The organism is Tepidicaulis marinus (genome assembly GCF_000739695.1).
GTDB lineage: Bacteria > Pseudomonadota > Alphaproteobacteria > Parvibaculales > Parvibaculaceae > Tepidicaulis > Tepidicaulis marinus.
Genome location: NZ_BBIO01000012.1, coordinates 1 through 22,958, shown reverse-complemented (window position 1 = coordinate 22,958; position 22,958 = coordinate 1). Strand labels below are relative to the sequence as shown.

The 22,958-nt window shown below is 61.8% G+C and carries 23 protein-coding genes; 4 read left to right on the top strand and 19 right to left on the bottom strand.

The annotated features are described in order from the left end of the window. The first annotated feature begins 113 nt into the window (after positions 1–113). The 4 genes from panB (at position 114) to der (ending at position 4,716) form a co-directional block, all read left to right on the top strand. Positions 114–947, top strand: coding sequence for a 3-methyl-2-oxobutanoate hydroxymethyltransferase (panB, locus tag M2A_RS11415; protein ID WP_045447479.1), 834 nt, complete (start codon positions 114–116; stop codon positions 945–947). Between the two features lie 126 nt (positions 948–1,073). Continuing rightward, complete coding sequence (locus tag M2A_RS11410; protein ID WP_052379427.1) at positions 1,074–1,799, top strand: tetratricopeptide repeat protein; 726 nt, start codon at positions 1,074–1,076, stop codon at positions 1,797–1,799. Between the two features lie 88 nt (positions 1,800–1,887). Further along, complete coding sequence (locus tag M2A_RS11405) at positions 1,888–3,225, top strand: PQQ-like beta-propeller repeat protein (RefSeq protein ID WP_045447477.1); 1,338 nt, start codon at positions 1,888–1,890, stop codon at positions 3,223–3,225. Between the two features lie 75 nt (positions 3,226–3,300). Continuing rightward, positions 3,301–4,716: a ribosome biogenesis GTPase Der gene (gene der / locus M2A_RS11400; RefSeq protein ID WP_045447470.1), complete on the top strand. Its 1,416-nt coding sequence runs from the start codon at positions 3,301–3,303 to the stop codon at positions 4,714–4,716. Here the strand turns inward: der and M2A_RS11395 are convergent. From M2A_RS11395 to rpsF, 19 genes are all read right to left on the bottom strand, one after another. Next, complete coding sequence (locus tag M2A_RS11395) at positions 4,713–6,314, bottom strand: ATP-binding cassette domain-containing protein (RefSeq protein WP_045447468.1); 1,602 nt, start codon at positions 6,312–6,314, stop codon at positions 4,713–4,715. The genes der and M2A_RS11395 overlap by 4 nt on opposite strands. A 150-nt stretch (positions 6,315–6,464) precedes the next feature. Next, on the bottom strand, positions 6,465–6,950 hold the full coding sequence (locus M2A_RS11390) for a GyrI-like domain-containing protein (protein WP_045447672.1): 486 nt from the start codon (positions 6,948–6,950) through the stop codon (positions 6,465–6,467). Positions 6,951–7,015: 65 nt separating this feature from the next. Continuing rightward, positions 7,016–7,459 (bottom strand): YybH family protein, encoded by a 444-nt coding sequence (locus M2A_RS11385; RefSeq protein WP_052379425.1) that lies wholly within the window; start codon positions 7,457–7,459, stop codon positions 7,016–7,018. Positions 7,460–7,562: 103 nt separating this feature from the next. Continuing rightward, entirely contained in the window at positions 7,563–8,285 is a 723-nt protein-coding gene (locus tag M2A_RS11380; RefSeq protein ID WP_045447466.1) for a DUF899 domain-containing protein, read from the bottom strand. 29 nt (positions 8,286–8,314) lie between these two features. Continuing rightward, complete coding sequence (locus M2A_RS11375) at positions 8,315–8,755, bottom strand: SRPBCC family protein (protein ID WP_045447464.1); 441 nt, start codon at positions 8,753–8,755, stop codon at positions 8,315–8,317. Further along, the gene (locus M2A_RS17795) at positions 8,653–9,066 is read right to left on the bottom strand and encodes an ArsR/SmtB family transcription factor (RefSeq protein WP_244444439.1); all 414 of its coding nucleotides are present in this window, start codon (positions 9,064–9,066) and stop codon (positions 8,653–8,655) included. The genes M2A_RS11375 and M2A_RS17795 overlap by 103 nt, the downstream gene beginning before the upstream one ends. A gap of 256 nt (positions 9,067–9,322) precedes the next feature. Further along, on the bottom strand, positions 9,323–10,036 hold the full coding sequence (locus M2A_RS11365; RefSeq protein ID WP_045447458.1) for an SDR family NAD(P)-dependent oxidoreductase: 714 nt from the start codon (positions 10,034–10,036) through the stop codon (positions 9,323–9,325). Between the two features lie 30 nt (positions 10,037–10,066). After that, entirely contained in the window at positions 10,067–11,605 is a 1,539-nt protein-coding gene (gene purF / locus M2A_RS11360; RefSeq protein ID WP_081875592.1) for an amidophosphoribosyltransferase, read from the bottom strand. A gap of 35 nt (positions 11,606–11,640) precedes the next feature. After that, positions 11,641–12,267 carry a CvpA family protein gene (locus M2A_RS11355; RefSeq protein WP_045447454.1) on the bottom strand — a complete coding sequence of 209 codons (627 nt, stop codon included), beginning with the start codon at positions 12,265–12,267 and terminating at the stop codon, positions 11,641–11,643. Between the two features lie 47 nt (positions 12,268–12,314). Beyond that, a complete protein-coding gene (gene radA, locus M2A_RS11350; protein ID WP_045447452.1) occupies positions 12,315–13,697 on the bottom strand; it encodes a DNA repair protein RadA in 1,383 nt (460 codons plus the stop codon). 130 nt (positions 13,698–13,827) lie between these two features. Further along, positions 13,828–14,601, bottom strand: coding sequence for an ABC transporter ATP-binding protein (locus M2A_RS11345; protein WP_045447449.1), 774 nt, complete (start codon positions 14,599–14,601; stop codon positions 13,828–13,830). 37 nt (positions 14,602–14,638) lie between these two features. Next, positions 14,639–15,412, bottom strand: coding sequence for an MlaE family ABC transporter permease (locus M2A_RS11340; protein WP_045447446.1), 774 nt, complete (start codon positions 15,410–15,412; stop codon positions 14,639–14,641). Beyond that, positions 15,409–16,623 (bottom strand): alanine racemase, encoded by a 1,215-nt coding sequence (gene alr, locus M2A_RS11335; RefSeq protein WP_052379424.1) that lies wholly within the window; start codon positions 16,621–16,623, stop codon positions 15,409–15,411. Before alr ends, M2A_RS11340 begins: the two co-directional genes overlap by 4 nt. After that, on the bottom strand, positions 16,620–18,107 hold the full coding sequence (locus M2A_RS11330; protein ID WP_045447443.1) for a replicative DNA helicase: 1,488 nt from the start codon (positions 18,105–18,107) through the stop codon (positions 16,620–16,622). The genes alr and M2A_RS11330 overlap by 4 nt, the downstream gene beginning before the upstream one ends. Positions 18,108–18,267: 160 nt before the next feature. Then, positions 18,268–19,515 (bottom strand): cyclopropane fatty acid synthase, encoded by a 1,248-nt coding sequence (locus tag M2A_RS11325; RefSeq protein WP_045447440.1) that lies wholly within the window; start codon positions 19,513–19,515, stop codon positions 18,268–18,270. Positions 19,516–19,792: 277 nt separating this feature from the next. Then, on the bottom strand, positions 19,793–20,383 hold the full coding sequence (rplI, locus tag M2A_RS11320; protein ID WP_045447437.1) for a 50S ribosomal protein L9: 591 nt from the start codon (positions 20,381–20,383) through the stop codon (positions 19,793–19,795). Beyond that, on the bottom strand, positions 20,383–21,435 hold the full coding sequence (locus tag M2A_RS11315; RefSeq protein WP_045447434.1) for a DUF2232 domain-containing protein: 1,053 nt from the start codon (positions 21,433–21,435) through the stop codon (positions 20,383–20,385). The genes rplI and M2A_RS11315 overlap by 1 nt, the downstream gene beginning before the upstream one ends. Before the next feature lie 138 nt (positions 21,436–21,573). Beyond that, positions 21,574–21,819 carry a 30S ribosomal protein S18 gene (gene rpsR / locus M2A_RS11310; protein WP_045447431.1) on the bottom strand — a complete coding sequence of 82 codons (246 nt, stop codon included), beginning with the start codon at positions 21,817–21,819 and terminating at the stop codon, positions 21,574–21,576. A gap of 18 nt (positions 21,820–21,837) precedes the next feature. Continuing rightward, the gene (gene rpsF, locus M2A_RS11305) at positions 21,838–22,290 is read right to left on the bottom strand and encodes a 30S ribosomal protein S6 (RefSeq protein WP_045447428.1); all 453 of its coding nucleotides are present in this window, start codon (positions 22,288–22,290) and stop codon (positions 21,838–21,840) included. Between the last annotated feature and the right edge of the window lie 668 nt (positions 22,291–22,958).

Genomic DNA, 22,958 nt, shown 5'->3' with positions numbered 1-22,958 from the left:
GCCTCCTGCCTTGCAGGGCTATGTTCGGCGCCTATTTGTTGAGGTAGCGGCAATCGGAGCAGCTTTCGCATATGGCAAGCGCCTATGGGCCTGCCCGAGAAGGAGTGAGTGTCATGTCCGTCCACGCCAAGGTTAAACGCATCACCGTTCCGGAAATCCGTGCCCGCAAGAACGGTCAGCCGATCGTTTCGCTCACGGCCTATCACGCCCATACCGCCCGCTATATCGACCCTTATGTCGATCTCATTCTCGTGGGCGATAGCCTGGGCATGGTGATGTACGGCATGGAAACCACCCTTGGCGTCACGCTCGATATGATGATCGCTCATGGCTCGGCCGTGGTGCGTGGCACGGAGCGCGCGCTTGTCGTCGTCGATATGCCCTTCGGCACGTATGAAGAATCGCCGCAAATCGCCTTCCGCAACGCGGTGCGGGTGATCAAGGAAACCGGCTGCACGGCCGTGAAGGTGGAAGGCGGCGCGCGCACCGCCGAGACGATCCGCTATCTCGTGGACCGGGGCATCCCCGTCATGGCCCATATCGGCCTGACCCCGCAATCGACACAGGTCATGGGCGGCTTCAAGACACAAGGGCGCACCAAGGACGAGTGGGCCGCCATCGAGGAAGATGCCAAGGCCGTGGCCGAAGCGGGCGCCTTCGCCGTGGTCGTGGAAGGGGTGGCCGAGCCGCTCGCCGCGCGCCTGACCGGCCTGATCGACATTCCCACCGTCGGCATCGGCGCCTCTTCTGCCTGTGACGGGCAGATTCTGGTGCTCGAAGATATGCTGGGTCTTTCGCCCCGCCCGCCGAAATTCGTCAAGGAATATGCGACCATGGGCGCGGCCATTGCCGGCGCCGCCGAGGCATATGCCGAGGAAGTGCGTAGCCGGGCCTTTCCGGCTCCCGAGCATACCTACAAGATGAAGAAGGTGGACGGCGAGGTCTGATTTTTCCCGGTTTTAAGGGAAAAATCGCCCCCGCGAAGTTTGCCAACGCCTTGAAAGCTCTGTACCTTACGGCACAAATGCGCGGCGCCCGCCGCGCCGATGAATGGCCTGTGCCGGAGACACCCGTTGAGCGATATTTTCCGTGAAGTAGAAGAAGATCTGCGCCGCGACGAGCTGCGCAAGATTTGGGACAAATACGGCATTTATGTCGTCGGCTTGGGTCTGGGCATCGTGCTTGTCACGGCTGCGGTGGTGGGCTGGCGCGCCTATAGCCTGTCCGAGGCCGAAGAGGCCTCATTGGCCTATGAAGCGGTGCTGGCGGAGGCCGAGGAAAACCCGCAGGCGGCTGCCGACAAGCTGGCGGCGCTTGCCGAGGAAAGCCCAGCGGGCTACGCCGCCCTTGCGCAGCTTCGCCGCGGCGCGGCGCTGGCCGAGGAAGGTGACCGTCAGGGTGCGGTCTCCGTTTATGAGCAGCTTGCCTCCAACGGCGCGGCAGGCGGGATCATTCAGGAACTCGCCCAGATCAAGGCGGCAAGCCTTTTGATCGGCCAGGCGAGCCATGACGATATCCGCCTGCGCCTTGTGGGGCTGACGGGCGAGGGCAAGCCCTGGCGCAATCTGGCGCGGGAACTTCTGGGCCTGAGCGCTTATCAGGCAGGCGAATATGCCGAAGCCCGCTCGCTCTTTCAGGAAATCACCCGCGACAACACCGCAACCCCGGGCCTGCGCGACCGGGCGCATGTCATGATCGCGTTGATCAGCCCCAAAATAGCGGCTGAAGCGCTTGAGAGCAGCGCGGCAGCCGGCGAACAAGCGCCCGAAGAGGGCGCGGACGTACCTGCGGGTGAGTGATTTTCCGGGCATGAATGAAACGGGCCGGCCGGATAGGATGCCGGAACGGGCAATGACAGAAACTGGCGAAAAAAATGGGAAACCGCGAATGACGTCTCGATGGGGTGCCTGGGTGACGATCGCTGCGCTGGGTTTCGGCCTGGCCGGATGTGAAACGGTGGGGGACCTGTTCTCCGCAGGCGGCAACGAAGAAAAACTGCCCGGCGAGCGCATCTCGATCATGACGCTCGAACAGTCGCTGGAAGCCGATCCGCGCATCGCCGATCTGCGCGTCGTTCTGCCCAAGCCTTATGAGAACGAAAATTGGGCGCAGCCCGGCGGCTTTGCCGATAACGTTCTGCACCACCTGGAAGCAGGTCCCCTCGACATGGCCTGGAAGCGGGATGCGGGCGCAGGTTCCGGCGGCTCTGCGCGGCTTGCCAGCGCGCCCATCATTGCCGAAGGCCGGGTCTATGTTCTCGATGCGGATGCGGATCTGCGCGCTTTCGATGCGCAAAGCGGCGGCCAGCTCTGGCGCGCCGACCTGACGCCGGAGAATGAAAACGACGAAGAAGGCCGCGGCGGCGGCGTCGCATTTGAAGACGGCAAGGTTTTCGCCACCACCGGCTTCGGCCAGGTTGTGGCGCTCGATGCCGCCTCGGGCGAGGAGCTTTGGCGCCAGGGCGTGGGCGTGCCTTACCGCGCCGCGCCGACGGTCAATGGCGGGCGTGTTTTCACCATCACCTCCGACAATCAGACGGTGGTGCTGGCGGCGGCAAATGGCCAAGTCCTGTGGCGCCATCAGGGCATTACCGAGGCTGCCGGCATTCTGGCGGCGACGAGCGCAGCGGTGTCTGGCTCCATCGTCATCGTGCCTTATTCCTCCGGCGAGCTTTTCGCGCTGCGGGTGGAAAACGGCAACGTGCTTTGGAGCGACTCGCTGACACGCACGGGCTCGCTCAGCTCGCTGACGGAACTCAACGATATTGCCGGGCGTCCGGTGATCGACCGGGGCCGCGTTTATGCCGTCTCTCATTCCGGGCGCATGGTCGCCATCGACATCCGCACCGGCGAGCGCGTCTGGACGCGGAACATTTCCGGCGTGCAAACGCCGTGGGTCGCGGGCGATTTCATTTATCTCGTCACCACGGAAGCCGAACTGCTCTGCCTCTCGCGCCGGGACGGGCGCGTGCGCTGGATTGCGCAGCTCGCCCGCTTCCGCAATGAAGAGGCCCGGCGCGATCCCATTCAATGGAGCGGTCCCATTCTGGCCGGAGACCGGCTGGTGCTGGGTTCCTCGCGCGGGCTCCTCATATCGGTTTCGCCTTATGACGGGGAAAAACTGGGCTCGTTCGATATCGACGAACCGGTCTATATTGCTCCCATCGTGGCCAAGGGCACGCTTTACGTGCTGACCGATGACGGCGATCTGGCCGCCTTCCGCTAAAGGCGGCGGGCCAACCGGCGCCCCTTTGGCCGGGATTTGATTTCCGGGACTTGTTTTAGAGAGAAGGTTCACCCCTTGTCGTTCAAGCTTGCCATTGTCGGGCGCCCCAATGTGGGCAAATCGACCCTGTTCAACCGTCTGGTCGGGCGCAAGCTCGCGCTGGTGGACGACACGCCGGGCGTCACCCGCGACCGGCGCGAAGGGGAGGGCAAGCTCGGCGATCTGGAATTCACCGTGGTCGATACCGCCGGGCTGGAAGAGGCCAAGGGCGATGCGCTGGAAGCGCGCATGCGCCAGCAGACCGACCTTGCCATTGCCGAAGCTGATCTTTGCCTGCTTCTGATCGATGCGCGCGCTGGGGTAACGCCGCTTGACCGGCATTTCGCGCAGCTTCTGCGCCGCTCCGATGCGCCTGTCGTTCTTGCCGCGAACAAATGCGAAGGCAACGCTGCCCATGACGGGCTGGTGGAGGCTTACGAGCTTGGCCTCGGCACGCCCATCGCCCTTTCCGCCGAGCACGGGCAGGGGCTTGGCGATCTTTACGATCTTCTTCAGCCGCTCGTGCAAGCCGTGCAGGAAGGCGAGATCGCCGACACCATCACCGAGGAAGCCGAGCTTGAGGACGAAGAAGGCTTCGACCCGGAAACCCCTTTCGAGCCCGACCTCGAAGCGCCGCTGCGCATTGCCGTGGTGGGCCGGCCCAATGTCGGCAAGTCCACGCTGATCAATCAGCTGATCGGCGAGGACCGGATGCTGACGGGCCCGGAAGCCGGGATCACCCGCGATGCCATTGGCGTTGAATGGGAATGGCGCGGACGCAAGGTGAAGCTCTTCGACACGGCCGGTATGCGCAAGCGCGCGCGGGTGACGGAGAAACTCGAAAAGCTTTCCGTCGCCGACACATTGCGCGCTATCCGCTTTGCCGAAGTCGTGGTGCTGATGATCGATGCGACCATTCCCTTCGAAAAGCAGGACCTGCATATCGCCGATCTGGTGGAGCAGGAAGGGCGCGGCCTTGTCGTCGCCGTCAACAAATGGGACCTGATCGAGGACGGGCAGGCCGTGATGGCGGACCTGACGGAAAAGCTCGGCCGGCTTCTGCCGCAAATCCGCGGCGTGCCGATCATCACGTTCTCGGCGCTGGCGGGCAAAGGCACCGACAAGCTGATGCCGCGCATCGAAGAAGTGCACACGGTCTGGAACAGCCGTGTTTCCACCGGCAAGCTCAACCGCTGGCTGGAAGGGGCGGTGGGCCGCCATCCGCCGCCGGCGGCAAGCGGGCGGCGCGTTTCGCTGAAATATATTACGCAGGTCAAATCGCGCCCGCCGACTTTCGCGATCTTTTCCAGCCGCGCCGAAGAAGTGCCGCCCTCTTACAAGCGTTATCTCATCAACAGCATGCGCAAAACTTTCGGCCTGCCCGGCGTGCCGATCCGCATCTTCATGCGTAAAACGAAGAACCCTTACGCAAACCGCGCCAGAAAGCGCTAGGGCGCAGACAATGTCAGTGCGCAAGTAGGCTGCACCGCTTTCAGAAAAACGGGATCGTGAGACACCACGATCAACGCGCCTTTGAAATCCTGCAACGCGGTCTCGAGTGCATGCAGTGCATCCAAATCGAGATGATTGCTCGGTTCGTCCAGCAATAGAAACCGGGCAGGGGCGGGGCCGTTCAGCAGACGGACGAGATGGGCGCGCATACGCTCGCCGCCGCTTAGTGCGGAAAGCGGCAGAAGCGCCTTCTCGCGCCGCAAACCTGCCCGGGCAAGCGCAGTTCGGATTTCATCTTGCCCCATCTCGTTGCCCCAATGACGCCGGCAAAGGTCGAACGGACTTGCGTCCAATGCGCCGCTCATTTCCTGGCTCATGAGGTGAGGCTTGATGTGGGTCTGCAGCGTGCCGGCCGAGGGCTGAGCAAGACCGGCGATGAGGCGCAGCAAGCTCGTCTTTCCCGCGCCGTTCGGGCCGGATAATGCAAGGCGGGCCGGGCCCTTCAGCATCAGCTTCACCTTGCGCAATATCTCTCTGCTGCCCCGTGTGTAGGACAGATCATCAATGGTTAGAGCCTTTTCGCCGGGCGTTACTTGCGTTGCGGCGCTATCGAACTGAATGGGTGTTTGCGGGGCGATTTCTTGCTGGGCCTCTTGCAGCCGTTCCGCCGCGCTTTCGAGGCGCATTTCACGAATGGCGGCGAGGCGGGCACCGGTCTTGCCGGAGCGGTCTTTTCGGGCATCGAGCAGAATTTTAGGTTGGCTGCCCTCGCTCCTGCTTTTCTTTCCCCGCGCGGCATTCCGCTCATGCCGCTCGCGCGCATTTTGAGCCTGCAGGCGCAAGCGGGTCTGATCCTTCTTTGCATCAGCGAGGCTGCGCTGCGCGGCTTCTTGTGCTTGCCGCCGCTGCGTGTCGAAGGCGTGATAAGGGCCGCTATAGACGTGGAGACGACCGCGCGGTGTCAGCTCCCATATCTCCTGTGCATGGGAAAGCGCTTCGCGGTCATGGCTGATCAAAAGCCAGGCAGCTTTTTCCGAGCTGAGCCATTCGTAAAGCCATGCACGGGCAGCGGAATCGAGATGGTTCGTCGGTTCATCCAGAATGTAAAAATCCGGCCTCAGGCGCGCGGCCGCCAGAAGGCGCAGACGGATCTTTTCCCCGCCACTTAAGCTGGCATAGGACTGAGTAAGTGAGAGCCGTCCGAGCCCGGCACTTTCCAAAAGCGCCAGCAAGCCTTCCTTGAAGGTCCAATTCTGTCCGATCAGTGCAATGTCATCTGCACTGGCTTTGCCTTGCTCTGCCCGCTTCAATGCAGCGAGCAAGGCTCTCGCGCCGAAAATATCGGCCACCTGTGTTTCGCCGGTATAAACGGTATCCTGAAAAACGAAAGCGCCTGTGCCATTGGCCGTGATCAGCCCGGCAGCAGGCGGGCGAAGGCCTGCGGCAAGCTGCGCAAGCGTCGTCTTTCCCCGCCCGTTCGGCGCGACAAGCGCGGCGCGGGCACCGGTGTTCAAGGTGAAATCGATATTGGAAAAAAGTGCTCTGCCATCTGGCAGATGGAAGGCAAGTGCCTCGCCCCGAAGCAGCGCGCGCGTCATGGCTATATCCCGACAAAAGGTAAGAAAACCAGTTCTGACGGGTTAGTGACGCATCGGTTCCAAGCCTCCATTTGGAAGAGCTTAGGAAATAGCGCTTCGGGCGCGGAGTTTCAAGCCCCGGAGAAGAGCGCCCAATGCACATGCGGCTTTTCAGATGAGCGGTATCCATATCTCGATGCGGCCTGTCCCCGTAGCGGCATCGAAATCGGGCCCGTATTTTTCAAAGAAAAGATCATATTCATCGGCAAAGGAAAGGCCGGAATGCGGCAGCCAGTTTTCCCAAATGGCGTGGATCGTCTGGTGGAGACCGGCGGCGCTGCCCTGATGTTCGAAGACGGCGTATTTGCTTGCAGGAAGGTTGACCTCCTCCCAGCCGGGAAAGGGCAGCTTGCTTCCCGCCGCTATCTCGACGCCGCATAGATAGTGCATCCCTTCGCCCTTCAGGCCGTGGCAGATGCCGTAATGCGCATCGCCCTTTTTGCCGGGCACATCGCCATGGGCGCCAAGTTCGCCCCATTGGGCCGGGATACCGCTCATGTCGCCGTCCCGGTAGTGCCGGTCGATACCGGCAATGCGGCTTGCTGCCAATTCTTCAATGCGCGGCACGGGGATAGACGCACGGTTTCTTTCTGCCATTTCGTACCACTCCTGGAATTGATGGAAGAAATGGGCGGGGCCTTGCCCGCTCATTTCTTAAGGTTTTAGCGAGCGTTGATGATCTGCATCGTTTCCGGATCGAAAGGCGAGGAATAATGCTCATGGGAAATTTTCCAACCCTCCGCCGTCTTGCGGCAGCAAACGGTGGCACGCATCCAGCCTGTCTGCGTCTCGCCCTTTTCGTCCGTGCCGCCGCAAAGCGATAGGTAGTGCGCGAACGCAAGCTCGCCGCTCTGTTCGATTTCAAGGTCATGCAGATCCATGATCATCTCGCTGCCCGGCATCATCTCCATGCACATTTTCCAATGCGTGCGGTAAGCCTCCAAGCCTTTGAACTCGAGCTTGGAAATGGCATCGAAGGCGCGGATATCGGGCGTGTATAACGTCATGATCTTGCCGACATCACCGGCTTTGGCGGCCTTTATCCAGTCATCGATAAGCGCGCGGATGGCGTCTTCTTCCGTCAGTTTCAAAGCAGCATCAGCCATTTTCGTTTTCCTTCCGGAAAATGTTTAAAAGGACCGGTGTCCTCTTGAGGGGAAAGAGGACACCGGCATCAAGAGCCTTGCCGCGTCTGGTGCGGCCCGGTCGTTACGCGCTTTTGCGGGCGGGGGCGTCTTCGTATTCGTCGTGCCGGCGCATCCAATCCATGATCTCGGTCTCGTTCCGCCCTTTGGGTGCGAAATCGAGCAGCATATAAGCGCCAATCACTTCTTCATTGCCGCGCGCATAGGAGGAATAGGTGTGGAACACATCGCCGTTTTCATCCCGGTAGAAGGCGCTGAAGCCGGGCGCTTCCTCACCGGGGTTTTCGCTGGCGGGCGCGAAATTGTAAGTTGCCCGGCCCGCTTCCACGTCTTCCTTGCGGAAAGAGACATGAAAATCGTAATTGAAATCGCTGCCATTCGATGAAGCCCAGTCGAATTGCCAGCCCATGCGTTTCTTATAGGCTTCGATTTCACCCAGCGGCGCGCGGGAAACGGCCATCAGCGTCACATCGTGATGCTTGATGTGCTGGTTGGCGCTGTCAAAGTGATCGGCCAGAAACGAACAGCCGCTGCAGCCCGCCTCCCAGCCCGGCGCAAGCATGAAGTGATAGATGATGAGCTGGCTGTTCTTGCCGAAAAGCTCGCCCAGCGTTTTCTTGCCCGCTTGCGTGTCGAAGACGTAAGGCTTTTCAACCTTTACCCAAGGCAGGGCGCGGCGCTCTTCGGCGATTTCATCGCGCAGGCGCGAGAATTGTTTTTCGCGCTCGAGCAGGGCCTTGCGGGCTTTAAGCCATTCGGCCGGTGTTCCCGTTGCATGCTGTACCATCGGAGTTCTCCCTTTCAGTCGGGTAAGGATCAGGCGAAGAGGGCTTCCAGTTTGTCCAGAGATCCCGTCCAGCCATGGATGTGGCCGTCGCGCGAGGTTTCATCGAAGAGTTGTTCGTGATGCAGGGTGAGGATCGTTTGTTCCCCATCGGGCTTCAGCGTGACGGTGACCTGGCTTTCGCGTTCGGGCGTCGTGATCCAGGCCCAGGAGAACACGAGCTTGGCGTTCTCCACGATCTCTTTGTAAACGCCCGAGACTTCGTGCCAGTCGCCGGTATTTTCCAGCATCTTCACGCGGAAGCGTCCGCCGATGCGCACATCCGCATCGACTTCCTTGGTTTCCACATTCTCCGGGCCGAACCACATCATCATTTTTTGCGGCTCGGTCCAGGCGGCGAAGATTTTTTCCGGCGAGGCTTTGATGCGCCTTTTGAGCGTGAGGCTCGGTTTGGTGTGTTGCTGGGTGGACATGGGGTGTCGGTCTCCACAAAAGCGGTGAGGCGGTCCAGTCCGTCGGACCAGAAGCGCGCATAACGGGTGAGCCAGTCCATGGCATCCTCCATGGGGCCCGCTTGAAGTTCACAAGAAACGATCCGGCCGCTCTTGTTACGGCTGACCAGCCCCGCCTCGGTGAGCACGTTGAGATGCTTCATCACGGCGGGCAGAGACATGTCGAACGGCCGAGCAAGATCGCTGACCGAGAGGGGCGCGTCCGCTTCCTCCAGCCGGGCAAGCAGCGCACGCCGGGTCGGGTCGGCGAGCGCGGCGAAAGTGCGGTCCAATGCGGTATCGTCATACTTAACCATAAGGTTAAGTGTTGAGGCGAAGCGGCAGAATGTCAAGAGCCCCAGCGGTTGCGGGATGCAACATTTCGCCAAGACACTGAAAGGGATAGGGAATTTTCTCGGAAAGCTGCCTGGATCCCGGCTCGGAGGCCGGGATGACGGCCTCATGTTTTGCAACGCGAGTGCCATTTACCGCAACTTTCACCCCGGGCTTGACCCGGGGTCCATGCGGCAATCAATAAAGCAGAGAAAACTAGCGCCGCTCGAAGGCCACGACCTCGCCGGTCTTTTGATAATCGGGCGAGGCAAGCTGGAGAAAGAGCGGGGCAAGTTCCGCCGGACGGGGCAGGGTGGAGGGGTCTTCGCCCGGCATGGCTTTCGCGCGCATGGCGGTCGCCACGGGGCCGGGGCTGACGAGATTGATCCGCATGGCGGTCTTCTCGTTTTCATGGGCCCAGGTTTTGACGAGGGCGTTGAGCGCGGCTTTGGTCGCCGAATAGATGCCCCAGAACGGGCGGCATTTATCGGCGGCGCCGGAGGTTACGAAAATCGCGCGGCCTGCATCGGAGCGGCGCAGCAAGGGATCGAGCGAGCGGATCAGGCGGTAATTCGCCGTCACATTGATGGTGAGCACCTGCTCCCATTCCTTCGGCTCGATATGGCCGACCGGCGTGAGCACACCCAGGAGCCCCGCATTGCCGACCAGAATGTCGAGCTTGCCCCAACGCTCATAGATCATGCCGCCCAGCCGGTCGATGGCATCGAGGTCTTTCAGATCGAGCGGCACCAGCGTCGCCTTGCCGCCGATCTTCTGAATCTCGTCATCCACTTCTTCAAGCGCGCCCACCGTGCGGGCAACCAGAATGACATGCGCGCCTTCCGCCGCCATGGCCAGCGCCACGGCGCGCCCAATGCCGCGCGAGGCGCCCGTAATCAAGGCAAGCCTGTTTTCCAGTCGGCCGGTCATGGCAACTCTCTAAAAGGGGCGGAAGGGGCCTTAGGCTATTTCCGCCAGAAGGGACAATTGGTCGGACCGTTTGGAGCCGGTCAGATCGGTCAGCTTCGTCGGGTAGCAGCCGGTGAAGCAGTGATCGGTGAGCTGGGGCGCATCTTCGTCGCGGTACTCATAGCCCATTGCCCGGTAGAGGCCGGGAACGGAAATGAAGGCCAGCGTATCGACGCCGATATATTTGCGCATGCCTTCCACGTCGTAATTGGCCGCGAGAAGCTGCTCTTTGTTCGGCGTGTCGATGCCGTAGAAATCCGGATGCGTGATGGGCGGGCTGGCGATGCGCATATGCACTTCCTTGGCGCCGGCCTCGTACATCATCTTCACGATCTTCACCGAGGTTGTGCCGCGCACGATGCTGTCATCGACAAGCACGATGCGCTTGCCCTCGACGAGAGCGCGGTTGGCATTGTGCTTCAGCTTCACGCCCAGCGCGCGTATGTGCTGGGAAGGCTCGATGAAGGTGCGGCCCACATAATGGTTGCGGATGATGCCGAGCTCGAAGGGAACGCCCGCTTCCAGCCCGTAGCCGATCGCTGCCGGCACGCCGCTGTCGGGCACCGGAATGACCATGTCGGAGGGCACGTGGGATTCGCGGGCGAGCTCGTGCCCCATCTTCTTGCGCACGTCGTAAACGCTCTTGCCCCCGATCACGCTGTCGGGGCGGGCGAAATAGATGAATTCGAAAACGCAGGGGCGCGAATGGGCGTTGGGGAAAGGATGAAGGCTCTCGATCCCGTCCTTGGTGCAGACCACCACTTCGCCGGGCTCGATTTCCCGCACGAATTTCGCGCCGATAATGTCGAGCGCCACGGTTTCCGAACACAGAATCGGCGCGCCGTGCAATTCGCCCAGAATAAGCGGGCGGATGCCGAGCGGGTCGCGCGCGCCGATCAGCTTCTTGTTGGTCAGCGCGACCAGCGCATAAGCGCCTTCCACCTGCTGCAGCGCGTCGATGAAGCGGTCCATGACATGCGCGCCGGAGGAGCGGGCGACATGCTGGAGAATGACTTCCGTGTCCGAGGTGGACTGGAAGATCGCGCCCTGGCGCACCAGCTCGTTGCGCAGCGTGACCGCGTTGGTCAAATTTCCGTTATGTGCCACGGCAAAGCCGCCGCCCCACAGGTCCGCGAAGAGCGGCTGCACGTTGCGCAGCAGCGTCTCGCCTTGAGTCGAATAGCGCACATGGCCGACGGCGGAAGTGCCGGTCAGCCGGTCGATCACGGATTGGCGGGTGAAATGGTCCCCCACCAGCCCGAGGCGGCGCTCGGAATGAAACTGCTTGCCGTCATAAGAGACGATCCCGGCCGCTTCCTGGCCGCGGTGCTGCAAGGCATGCAGCCCCAGCGTCGTCAGCGCGGCGGCATCCGGATGGTTGAAAATCCCGAAAACCCCGCATTCTTCGCGCAGTTTATCGGCATTAAGCTCATCATCGAGGATATAGGTCGGCTCGCTGATGGCCGGGGCGGCAGAGGAGGCTGCGAAGGGCAGGCTCAACTGTTCTGGTACGTCGTCAGTACGGGGCATCGAAACCATTATTCTGGGGCATCGCCGTTTGGCCTCTATTCGTTGACGGTCGTGTCAAACAACTGATCGAGGCCCTGTCGCTCGCTAGGCTTATAACCTTTTCCATCGCTCGTGTCAGCGTCTGATTGTCGCGCCGCTCCATCTGTCTCAGATCGGGACCCGCGCTCGAAGGTGGGGCGCACATCGTCCCGGTCCGGCATGAGATCGGCGAGCGCCAGCGCCGTGCTCTCCACAATGGGAGTAAGGCGCGCTTTTGCCAGCCATTCTGGGTGCTCGGAGCGGTCCGGCACTAGCCAGATAAAGAAGAGATAGGCGATCGCGATCACGATTAAACCGCGTGCCGCCCCGAAAATCAGCCCCAGCGCCCGGTCGAGCGGTCCCGGCTCGCCCGCCCGCATGCGCGAGGCCCAGCGATAGGTGAACATGGAGGCGACAAGGTAAACCGCGGTAAAGATGCCGCCCGCGGTCACCACGGCGGCAATCCATTCGGCGCTGAAAAAGTCCTGCGCGATGGGAAAGACGTAAGGATAAAGGAAGAGCGTCACCACAAGGCCGATGATCCAGGCGAGAACTGACAGCATTTCGGCCACGAAGCCGCGCGCTGTGGCCAGCAGGCCCGAGAGAAGCACCAGAACGATGATGCCAATATCGAAAACGGTCACCTTGGTTCCCCCTATCCCCTAAAGGCACAATAACGAGGCATAAGCGCTCATGAAACCGATAGATGTGCAATTAGCCCGCCAAGATCCGCGATCTCGAAAATCTCCAGCCCCTGCGCGTCCGGGCGCTGGCTGGAGGGGCTTTTGGGTAAAATCGCCCGTTTAAATCCAAGTTTCGCCGCTTCCTTCAGGCGGCTTTCCGTCTGGCTGACCGGGCGCACGGCGCCCGACAGGCTGATCTCGCCGAAAAGCACCGTATCGGCGGGAATGGTTTTATTGGAAAGCGAGGAAATTAGCGCCCCGGCGACGGCAAGATCGGCTGCCGGTTCCACGATGCGCAGGCCCCCCGCCACATTGAGATAGACGTCCTGGCCGCTCAAGGAAAGCCCGCAGCGCGCATCGAGCACCGCCAGCACCATGGAAAGACGGCCCGAATCCCAGCCCACCACGGCGCGGCGCGGATTGCCGAGGCCGCTATCGGCGACCAGCGCCTGAAGTTCCACGAGCACGGGCCGCGTGCCCTCGATCCCGGCAAAGACCGCCGTGCCGCTCGTCTCCCGGTCCCGCTCGCCGAGGAAAAGGGCGGAGGGGTTGGAAACCTCGGCAAGGCCAAGCTCACCCATCTCGAACACGCCGATCTCGTTCGTCGGCCCGAAACGGTTTTTCACCGCGCGCAGAATGCGGAAATGATGCCCGCGCTCGCCTTCGAAATAGAGCACCGTATCGACCATGTGCTCCATGACGCGGGGGCCCGCGATCTGCCCGTCCTTGGTGACATGGCCGACAATGATCACCGCCGCGCCCGACTTCTTGCCGAAGCGCACCAGTTCCTGGGCGCAGGCGCGTACCTGGCCGACCGTGCCCGGCGCCGATTCGAGGCTGTCCGTCCACATGGTCTGAATGGAATCGATCACCACCACATCCGGCCGGTCCTCGCCGTCCAGCGTTGCGATAATGTCTTTGAGGTTGGTTTCCGCGCCGAGCGCCACGGCGCTGTCGGCAAGGCCGAGACGGCGCGCGCGCATGCGCACCTGATCGATCGCTTCCTCGCCGGAAATATAGACCGCTTCGAGCTTGCGCTTGGCAAAAGCCGCCATGGCTTGCAGAAGAAGCGTGGATTTACCGATGCCCGGATCGCCGCCCACCAGCAAAACGGAGCCGGGCACGAGGCCGCCGCCGCATACCCGGTCGAATTCCTCGATGCCGGAAAGATGGCGCGGTGTTTCCGTTAGCTCGCCGTCCATGGCGACGAGTTTGATCTGCCGGCCCTTTTTGCCGCCAACCTTGGCGGGCGGTCCGCCGGCGACGCCGGAGGTTTCGGGCACCTCTTCGGAGATCGAGTTCCATTCGCCGCAGGCTTCGCAGCGGCCCACCCAGCGCGCATAAACCGCGCCGCAGCTTTGACAGACGAATTGCGTCTTGGCGCGCGCCATGTCTCAGTGCCCTTGCAGGAAGAAAAACGGGGGCAGGGCGCAAGGCCGCTGCATGGACCCCGGGAGAGGCCCGGGGTGACAGTTTTTAATTTGGGAACAGCACTGCGTCATCGCGTCTCTTTATTCAGCCTCACGGCTTCAGGATTTCCATCTGAATGGGGCCTTCGGCGCGGCCATGGATGAACTGATCCACATATTCGTTGCCGCTATGATCGACATCTTCTTTCTTGCCGTACCAGATGATCTCACCTTTGTAGATCATGGCGATGTAGTCGGCGATCTTGCGCGCGCTGGCCATGTCATGGGTGATGGAGAGCGTCGTCGCGCCGAGATCCTGCACGCGCTCGATGATCAGATCGTTGATGACATCGGCCATAATCGGATCGAGGCCTGTGGTCGGCTCGTCGAAGAAAATGATTTCAGGCTCCGTGGCGATGGCGCGGGCAAGGCCGACGCGTTTTTGCATGCCCCCTGAAAGTTCGGCCGGGTAAAGCTCGCCCACTTCCGCGCCCATGCCGACTTTGGCGAGCGTGTCGATGGCGATTTCTTTGGCTTCCTTGCGGCGCATGTTCTGGCCTTGAATAAGGCCGAAGCCGACGTTTTCCCAGACCGGCAGACTGTCGAAAAGCGCGCCGCCCTGAAAGAGCATGCCGAATTTCTTCAGCAGTTCTTCCTTGCGCTTGGCCGGCACGCGCAGCATGTCCTCGCCGTCCACTTCGATGGCGCCGCTGTCGGGTTTGACGATGCCGAGCACGCTTTTCAGCATGACGGATTTGCCGGTGCCCGAGCCGCCGATCACCACGACGGACTTGCCTTTCGGCACGGCCAGATCGATGCCGTTCAGCACCACCTTGGAGCCGAAGCGTTTGTGCACATCCGTGAGTTTGAGTTTGGCCTCTTCCATGTCGTCCTTTTTTCGTCTTAGCGCACGTAGCATGGCATCAGGATGAGAAGAGCAGGGAGGTCATGACGTAGTTCGCCGCCAGGATGAAGATCGAGGCGGTGACCACGGCGTTCGTCGTCGCCCGGCCGACGCCTTGCGCGCCGCCCTTGCTGTTGAAGCCGTGGAAACAGCCCATCAGCGCGATAATGAAACCGAAGACCGCCGCCTTGATGAGGCCCGAGGTAATGTCGTCATACTCCAGGAAGTCGTAGGTGTTTTTAATGTAGACCCCGGCATTGAAATCGAGGCTCTGGGTGCCGACGACGAAGCCGCCGAAAATACCGATCACATCGCCGATGAAAACCAGAAGCGGCAGGGTGAAGATCGCCGCCATCAGGCGCGGCACGACGAGATATTTATGCGGGTTGGTGGAGAGCGTGGAAAGAGCGTCGATCTGTTCGGTCACGCGCATCGTGCCAAGCTCGGCGGCGATGGCGGCGCTGGCGCGCCCGGCCACCATCAGCCCGCCCAGAACCGGGCCAAGCTCGCGGGTGATGCCCAGTGCCACGATGGTCGCCACAATGGTCTCGGAATTGAACTGGTCGCCGCCATAATAGATTTGCAGCGCCAAAACGCCGCCCGTGAAAAAGGCGGTCAGCGCGACAACGGGCAGCGAGAAATAGCCGATGCGCAGCATCTGCTGGCCGATCTGACGCCAATAGAAGGGCGGGCGCAGCAAATGGCTGACCCCGACCCAGGCGAACAGCGCCAGCTTTCCCGTCTCCGCCAGTAGCGCCAGGACGACGCGTCCCACGGCGGCAAAAATATTCACGTCTCGTCCCCTGAACTTTGCTGGGCCAATGGTGCCGGGGCCGCCGCACCATGCGGCGCCGGGTGCCCGGATACAGCCGGTTTATACGTCCTATGGTAGCGGTTTCCCAAGCGCGTTAGCACTTCATAGCCAATTGTTCCGGCGGCTGTTGCAAGATGGTCAATGCTCACTCTAGCACCCAGAATTTCGGCCATATCTCCCACTTTGGGTAAATCCTTCGGGAGCGCGCTGACATCCGCCGTGATCAGGTCCATGGAAACGCGCCCGGCAAGCGGCACACGGCGCCCGCAAATCACAACCTCTGCTTGTGGTTTTTGATCCCCCACGCGGCGGAAAAACCCATCCCCGTACCCTACCGCAATGGTCGCGATTCGCATCGGCCCCGGCGCGGTAAAGGTGGCGCCGTAGCCGACCGTCTCCCCGGCCTCCAAATGCCGGACCTGCAGGATGCGGCCTGACGCATAGACCACCGGCTTGAAAGGGCTTTCCCGGTGCTCATGCATCGGGTTGCCGCCATAAAGGCCGATGCCGGGGCGCACCAGATCGAAATGATAATCGGGCCCGAGAAAGACCCCCGCCGTGTTGCAAAGGCTTGCCCGCGCCTTTGGAAAGGCGGCGCGGAAAGCGGCAAAGCGTTCAAGCTGGCGCTTGTTCATCTCGCTCTCCGGTTCCTCGGCGCAGGCCAGATGGCTCATCACAAGGTCAACCTCGAGCGCCCGGCGCGCTGCCTCATTGGCGAGCAGCCACCCGGCCTCGTCTTTTTCAAGGCCGAGCCGGTTGATGCCGGTGTCAAGATGAAGCCCGGCAGGCAGCTTGCCTGCGCTTTGGGTAAAAGCGAGCCAGTCTTCGATCTGCGCGCGGGTGGCGAGCACGGGGACAAGTTTATGATCCGCATAAAGAGGACCGGCGCCGGGAAAGAACCCGTCCAGCACGTAAATCCGCGCTTGCGGTAAAAGCGCGCGCAGCCGCACCCCTTCCAAAGGCTCGGCGACGAAGAAATCCGCGCAGCCGGCTTCGGCGAGGACCGGCGCCACCTTTTCCATGCCAAGGCCATAGGCGTCGGCTTTGACGCAAGCGGCGGTTTGTGCCGCGCCTGCTTCTTTTGCAATGCGCCGGTAATTTTCCGCAACCGCGCCGAGGTCGATGGTCAGGCTGCTGCCGCTCGCCGCCAGGGCAAGCGCGGGATCTATGTCGTCGGGCGTGCGGCTCAATACATTTCTTCCGGCAGGTGGTCCTGGGCAATGTAATCGCCGAACCGTGTAATCTCGGACTGGAACTGCAGCTTGACGGTGCCGGTCGGGCCGTGGCGCTGCTTGCCGATAATCACTTCGGCAAGGCTGTGCACCTTTTCCATTTCTTCCTGCCATTGCAGGTGCTCGGGCGTGCCCTCGCGGGGCTCCGAGCGGGCGACGTAATATTCCTCGCGGAAGACGAACATCACAACGTCCGCGTCCTGTTCGATGGAGCCGGATTCGCGCAAATCCGAAAGCTGCGGGCGCTTGTCCTCGCGCGCTTCCACTTGGCGCGAAAGCTGAGAGAGCGCGACGATCGGCACGTTGAGTTCCTTGGCGAGCGCCTTGAGGCCGGTGGTGATCTCCGTCACTTCCTGCACGCGGTTTTCCGTGCGCGAACCGGCGAGCAGCTGCAGATAGTCGACCATGAGCAGCCCCAGCCCGTGCTGGCGCTTCAGGCGGCGGGCGCGGGCGGCAAGCGTTGCGATGGTCAGCCCGCCCGTATCGTCGATATAAAGGGGCAGGCCCTCAAGCTCCTGCGCGGCTTGCACGAAATGGTGCCATTGATCCTGATCGATCTTGCCGCGGCGCAGCTTTTCGGACGGGATGCCCGAATGTTCGGCCAGTAGACGCGTGGCAAGCTGCTCGGAGGACATTTCCAGCGAGAAGAACCCGACAACCGCCCCGTCCGTCACATGCACCGAGCCGTCGGGCCGGTGCTCGGCCTTATAGGCGCGCGCCGCATTGAAGGCGATATTCGTGGCAAGCGCGGTTTTACCCATGGAAGGGCGCCCGGCCAGGATGATCAGGTCGGAGGCTTGCAGCCCGCCCAGCTTTTCATCGAGATCGCGCAGCCCCGTGGAAATGCCCGACAGCCCCCCGTCGCGCTGATAGGCGGCGGCGGCCATATCGACGGCGGTGGTGATGGCGCTCGCAAATGCCTCGAAGCCGCCTTCATATTTTCCTTTTTCCGCCAGGCTGTAGAGCGCTTGCTCCGCATCCAGAATTTGCGCGGAAGGCGGGTCGTCCACCGGCGCGTCATAGGCGCGGTTATGCACTTCCTCGCCGATATGAATGAGATCGCGGCGGATCGCCAGATCGTAGATCGTGCGTCCGTAATCTTCTGTGTTGATCAGCGTTGTCGCGGAGGCGGCAAGGCGGGCGAGATATTGCGTGCCGCCGATTTCCTTGATCGCCTCGTCCTGCTCGAAATAGTGTTTCAGCGTGACGGGGCTGGCGAGATGGCCCTGCGTGATCAACTTGGTCGCGGTCTCGAAAATGCGCCCATGCAGCGGCTCGTAGAAATGGCTCGCATCCAGAAAAGAGGCGACCCGGTCATAGGCCTCGTTATTGATCAGGATGGCGCCCAAAAGCGCTTGCTCCGCTTCCAGGTTATGGGGCGGCGCGCGGTAGGTGATGTCTTCGCCGCCCTGCTGGGCGATCTGCTCGAGTGCTGTGTCCATGCGTTCTTTATGCCAGAGGCCGGAGCAAGGGGATAGGCCTTCTCCGCCCCGCCGCCCAAGGTTTCACAGGAAAGATTTTCAAGCCTGTGAGTAACGGGGAAAACTATGGCTAACGCATGGCAAGGACAGGCATTTTCAGGCGCCTGTCCTTTGTGGGTAATCAGTCCGCGCCGATGGCGGTTTGGCGCTGCGGTACTTCGTCCCGGTGTGCCCGTTCCCAGTCCAGCATGTAATCGCGGGTAATGGGCAACGCGCCGATCTCCTTGGCGATCTGGAACTGGAAGACCACCATGCCTTCGTGCCGGAAGGAGGTTTCGGACCCGGCGAGATAGAACTCCCACATCCGGCAGAAGCGCTCGTCATAGATGCGCGCGGCAAAGTCCCGCTTGGCCATGAAGCGGCGGCGCCACTCGCGCAAGGTCTCGGCGTAATGCAGCCTGAGCACTTCCAGATCGCCGAGCAGCAGGCCTTCTTTTTCCAATACCGGCGCGACTTCCGAGAGTGCGGGGATATAGCCGCCGGGGAAGATGTATTTCTTGATCCAGGGATTGGTGGCGCCCGGCACGTCGAGCCGCCCGATCGTGTGAATGAGCGCCACGCCGTCCGGTTTGAGCAGATTGCGGATATGCCGGAAATATTCGGTGTAATGGTTGACGCCCACATGCTCGAACATGCCCACCGAGACGATGCGGTCGAATTGGTCGTCCAGCACCCGGTAATCCATCAGCCCGAATTTCACCCGGTCGGCAAGGCCTCGCTCGGCCGCCCGGCGCAGCGCCACGCGGTGCTGCTCTTTGGAGAGCGTGACGCCCAGTACCTTGGCGCCCGTTTCCTCGGCGAGATAAAGTCCGAGCCCGCCCCAGCCGCAGCCGATATCGAGCACGCGCATCCCCGGCTCGATTTTCAGCTTGGCCGCGATATGGCGCTTCTTGGCAAGCTGGGCATCTTCCAGGCTTTGGCCGGGCCGTTCGAAATAGGCGCAGGAATATTGTTTGTCTTCGTCGAGGAAGAGATCGTAGATGCCGCCATCGAGATCGTAGTGATGGGCGACATTGGCCTGCGCCTTGCCGAGGGGATTGTACTGGTCGATGCGGCGGCGCGCCCGGCGCAGTGTGCCCAGAAGCGAGGCAAGCGGATGCGCCCAGCCGGTGCCGATATTGGAGAGCAGCAGATCGAGAAGATCGTAAATGCCCGCCGGCTCGTCCACCGTCAGCGTGCCGTCCATATAGGCTTCACCGAGGTGAAGATAAGGATTGAGCGCCAGCTTGTGGTGCAGGGACTTGTGATGCAGGCGGATCGTCACCGGATGCCCCGTCCCGTCGCCGAAACGCAGTTCCTTGCCATCGGCATCGATGACGGTGAGATCACCGTGCCGCACGATTTTCTGTAAAACCCAACCAAACAGCATGCTTGCCTCCTGTTACGCCAAGGTGAACGCGGCTACGCATAGTTCGGTCTTCCGTCCGCCCGAATGGTTCCTGCAACAGGCACCCCCCTTTGCCCGGAGCGGGGGCGCATCCGGGATCGGGCAGAACGACCTTTCTATTCAAGAGGCAAGGAAGGGGGGCGTGCAAGCCCTATCTGCGACAAAAAACGGTCATGATGGGGCCCATAAAGGCGCATGAAAAAGGGCGCGGCGGGAAGGCCCGGCGCGCCCTTTTGAAAAGTAGAACGGGAACAGCAGCTTAGCTGTTGAGTTCCTCGTCTTCGCCTTCGGTTTCTTCGTCGGCGGCGAGCACGCCTTCCTCGAAGAATTCTTCGGCTTCGATCTCGTCTTCCTCGTCCTGGCGGCCGAGAACGTTTTCACCGCGGGCCTGCGCCTCGGCTTCGTCCTGGGTGCGCGCGACGTTCAGCGTCACGGTCGAGAAGACTTCCGGGTGCAGCATGATGCGCACGCTGACAAGGCCCAGTTCCTTGATCGGTTTGTCCAGGATCACCTGGTTGCGGGCGGTGCTGAAGCCGCCTTCGGTCAGAAGACCGGCAATGTCGCGGGTGCTGACGGAGCCGTAAAGCTGGCCGGTTTCACTGGCCGAGCGGATCACCACGAAGCTTTCGCCGTCGAGCTTGGCATGGACGGCCTCGGCCTCCTTGCGCAGCTCTAGATTGCGGGCCTCAAGCTGTGCGCGCTCTTCTTCGAAGCGGCGCAGATTATCCTTCGTGGCACGGCGTGCTTTGCCGCGTGGCAGAAGGAAGTTACGGGCAAACCCGTCCTTCACCCGGACCACATCACCCATTTGACCGAGCTTTTCCACCCGCTCGAGAAGCACGATTTCCATTAATCTCTCTCCTTGCCCGGGCTCCCGCTTGCCGCCGACAACCGGCCGCGCAGGTTCAACCAGGGATCCATCATGCCCAGGAGACCGACCGGAACGGCAAGCCACCCGAAAAACAGCAATAGGAAGTAAAAAAGGCCCAGAACGAATATCCGGGCTTTCCAAGCGCGGGAGATAGCATGGATTATCGCCAGACCCAATAGAAAATATGGGATGAAAAGGGCAATAATCAGCGCGCCCATGAAATGGGCGATTTCCCCCGGAATGAAGGTAAAGAGGAAACAGGCCCCAAAGGCCCAAAGCAGCGGGCGGGGAAGTTCCATGCGGTCGAAATCGGGCATGGGCCTGAGATTATGGCCGAAACGCATCAAAATCCGCTGTCCGGCGGCCATGGTGGCCAGAATGACGAAAAGCCAGAGCGCGGTGGCAGCCGCCGGCAAAAGCGCGGCGGCAAGCGCCACGAGGCGCTGCGGCTCGACCGGCAGGCCTTGCTCGGCCACAAAACGGGCGGCGGCCCCTGATTCCAGCAAGGACTGGCCCGCCGTCTGGCGGAGCGCGGCGGCAAGCCCCTCATAGCCGACCCAGATGATTCCCGCCTCCGCGATGACGAGCAGAAGAGCGGCCACCAGCGCCGCCCAGACCGCGATATCGCCGGGCGGGCACCAGATCACCCCTTCGGCGGGGGCGGGATGGGCATCGCTCGCCTCTTCTTCCCCGCGCTCTTCGGCAGGTTCGGGCGGATAAAGCCCCCGGCGGGAGACAAGCGGGGCGGGGCGCTCGTAAAACAGCGCCTGCCGGCTCAGCCAGAAAGCGGGAAAGGCGGCGAACAGGAAAAAGGTCAGCCCGGCCGAAAAACTGGAAATGAGGGAGAGGAAGACGAACCCGGCGGCCCCGGCAAAGGCGGCCATGCGCCCGCCCCAGCCGAGCCCGGCAACGAAAAGCGGGATGGGCGAGAGCAGCAAGGGAAAAAGCGCGAGAAGCGAACCTGACGCCGTTGAAAGAAACAAAACGGCGCTGACGAGACCGGCCCCCAGTCCAATCATCCATTGCGGCATTGGCACGGCTCCTTGGGGCGGCGGGACAGGGGCGCGGGGGGCGGCGCGGGCCTTCAGCCTTAAGGCGGCCCCCACAAGATAAAAGAAGATAAGAAACGGGCGCGGAACCTGGGTCCCGCGCCCGTAAAATCCGGCTGCTTACTTGATGATGTAAGGCAGCAGGGCCAGGAAGCGGGCGCGCTTGATGGCGCGGGCCAGCTCACGCTGCTTCTTGGCCGAAACAGCCGTGATACGGCTGGGGACGATCTTGCCGCGCTCGGAAATGTAGCGCTGCAGCAGTTTCACGTCCTTGTAATCGATTTTCGGCGCGCCTTCCCCGGAGAAGGGGCAGGTCTTCCGGCGGCGGAAGAAAGGACGGCGAACGGGTACTTGCGGAATAGCCATGTGTCTTTCTCCTTAGCCTTAGTCTTCAAAGCGGCGCGGGCCGCGTTCGGACCGCTCGCCGCGGTCGCCGCGATCACCTCTGTCACCGCGATCGCCGCGATCACCCCGGTCCCGGTCGCCCCGGCGGCCATCCCGGTCGCCGCCGCGGTTCTTGCTCTGCAGCATGGCGGAGGGGCCTTCTTCCAGCTCATCCACACGCAGCGTCAGCGAGCGCAGCACGTCTTCGTTCAGGCGCTGCTGGCGTTCCAGCTCCTGCACGGCTTCGTGCGGGGCGTCGATGTTCAGAAGCGTGTAGTGGCCCTTGCGGTTCTTGCGCACCCGGTAGGTGAGCGAGCGCAGGCCCCAATATTCGGTCTTGGCGACGGAGCCGCCGTTTTCGGAGATGACGTTTTTGAACTGCTCGACGAGATTGTCGACCTGTTGCTGCGACACGTCCTGACGCGCGATAAATACATGCTCGTAGAGAGCCATGATGCCTTTCCTTCACTTTGGACGTCCCCGGCGCCGAGCCCCCTTTGAGCCCGGATATTGGAAAGGCTCGAAAGGACCAAAGAAGCGGGGACACGGGAGCCCGGGATTTCTGGCGAAATGCCCTGCCGGAGATCGCTCTCCGGTGCTCCGTTCAGCCCCCAACCGAGGCACGTTGTTTAAGGTGGCGGAATATACGGATTTCCCGCCCCGATGCAAGGGGGGAGTGGGGGGCATGGCCCCAGCCTTAACTCTCGGCGTCACCCCGCGGCCCCGCCCGCGGGGTCCACTCGCCGTTCAGCCCGGCGGAACGGCTGTGGATGCCCGGCCCCGGCACAGAAAACCGCCCTCCGGTCATGGCCCGGCTTGACCGGGCCATCCACGGAAACCCGCAGCAGCGCCCAAGTATGCCGCCCGTGGATGCCCCGCCTAAAGCGGGACATGACGGCTTGAGTAAAACCGGCTCCCATCCCCAACGCGTCATGCTCGGGCTCGACCCGAGCATCCATCTAAGACCCTATTAAAGAAGGTTTGTTCGTCGGCGCACTGCCGCACTGAGGCGCACTGCCGCACTAAATAGTCAAATCGTCACCCCGGCCCACGAGCCGGGGTCCAAGCATATCCTCCATCTGCGGAAGCACTACAGTGACCTTAGGAGCAGCAGCGAGGAA

Excerpts from the sequence above, each read along its gene's own strand:
- rplI (WP_045447437.1), bottom strand. The coding sequence starts at position 20,383 with ATGGAAATCGTGCTTCTCGAGCGGGTGGAAAAGCTCGGTCAAATGGGT.
- M2A_RS11380 (WP_045447466.1), bottom strand. The coding sequence starts at position 8,285 with ATGGTACAGCATGCAACGGGAACACCGGCCGAATGGCTTAAAGCCCGC.
- rpsF (WP_045447428.1), bottom strand. The coding sequence starts at position 22,290 with ATGGCTCTCTACGAGCATGTATTTATCGCGCGTCAGGACGTGTCGCAG.
- M2A_RS11385 (WP_052379425.1), bottom strand. The coding sequence starts at position 7,459 with ATGGCTGATGCTGCTTTGAAACTGACGGAAGAAGACGCCATCCGCGCG.
- M2A_RS11405 (WP_045447477.1), top strand. The coding sequence starts at position 1,888 with ATGACGTCTCGATGGGGTGCCTGGGTGACGATCGCTGCGCTGGGTTTC.
- M2A_RS11390 (WP_045447672.1), bottom strand. The coding sequence starts at position 6,950 with ATGGCAGAAAGAAACCGTGCGTCTATCCCCGTGCCGCGCATTGAAGAA.
- M2A_RS11345 (WP_045447449.1), bottom strand. The coding sequence starts at position 14,601 with ATGGAAGAGGCCAAACTCAAACTCACGGATGTGCACAAACGCTTCGGC.
- M2A_RS11315 (WP_045447434.1), bottom strand. The coding sequence starts at position 21,435 with ATGCCGCAATGGATGATTGGACTGGGGGCCGGTCTCGTCAGCGCCGTT.
- radA (WP_045447452.1), bottom strand. The coding sequence starts at position 13,697 with ATGGCGCGCGCCAAGACGCAATTCGTCTGTCAAAGCTGCGGCGCGGTT.
- M2A_RS11325 (WP_045447440.1), bottom strand. The coding sequence starts at position 19,515 with ATGCTGTTTGGTTGGGTTTTACAGAAAATCGTGCGGCACGGTGATCTC.
- rpsR (WP_045447431.1), bottom strand. The coding sequence starts at position 21,819 with ATGGCTATTCCGCAAGTACCCGTTCGCCGTCCTTTCTTCCGCCGCCGG.
- M2A_RS11375 (WP_045447464.1), bottom strand. The coding sequence starts at position 8,755 with ATGTCCACCCAGCAACACACCAAACCGAGCCTCACGCTCAAAAGGCGC.
- panB (WP_045447479.1), top strand. The coding sequence starts at position 114 with ATGTCCGTCCACGCCAAGGTTAAACGCATCACCGTTCCGGAAATCCGT.
- purF (WP_081875592.1), bottom strand. The coding sequence starts at position 11,605 with ATGCCCCGTACTGACGACGTACCAGAACAGTTGAGCCTGCCCTTCGCA.
- M2A_RS11365 (WP_045447458.1), bottom strand. The coding sequence starts at position 10,036 with ATGACCGGCCGACTGGAAAACAGGCTTGCCTTGATTACGGGCGCCTCG.
- M2A_RS11395 (WP_045447468.1), bottom strand. The coding sequence starts at position 6,314 with ATGACGCGCGCGCTGCTTCGGGGCGAGGCACTTGCCTTCCATCTGCCA.
- M2A_RS11330 (WP_045447443.1), bottom strand. The coding sequence starts at position 18,107 with ATGGACACAGCACTCGAGCAGATCGCCCAGCAGGGCGGCGAAGACATC.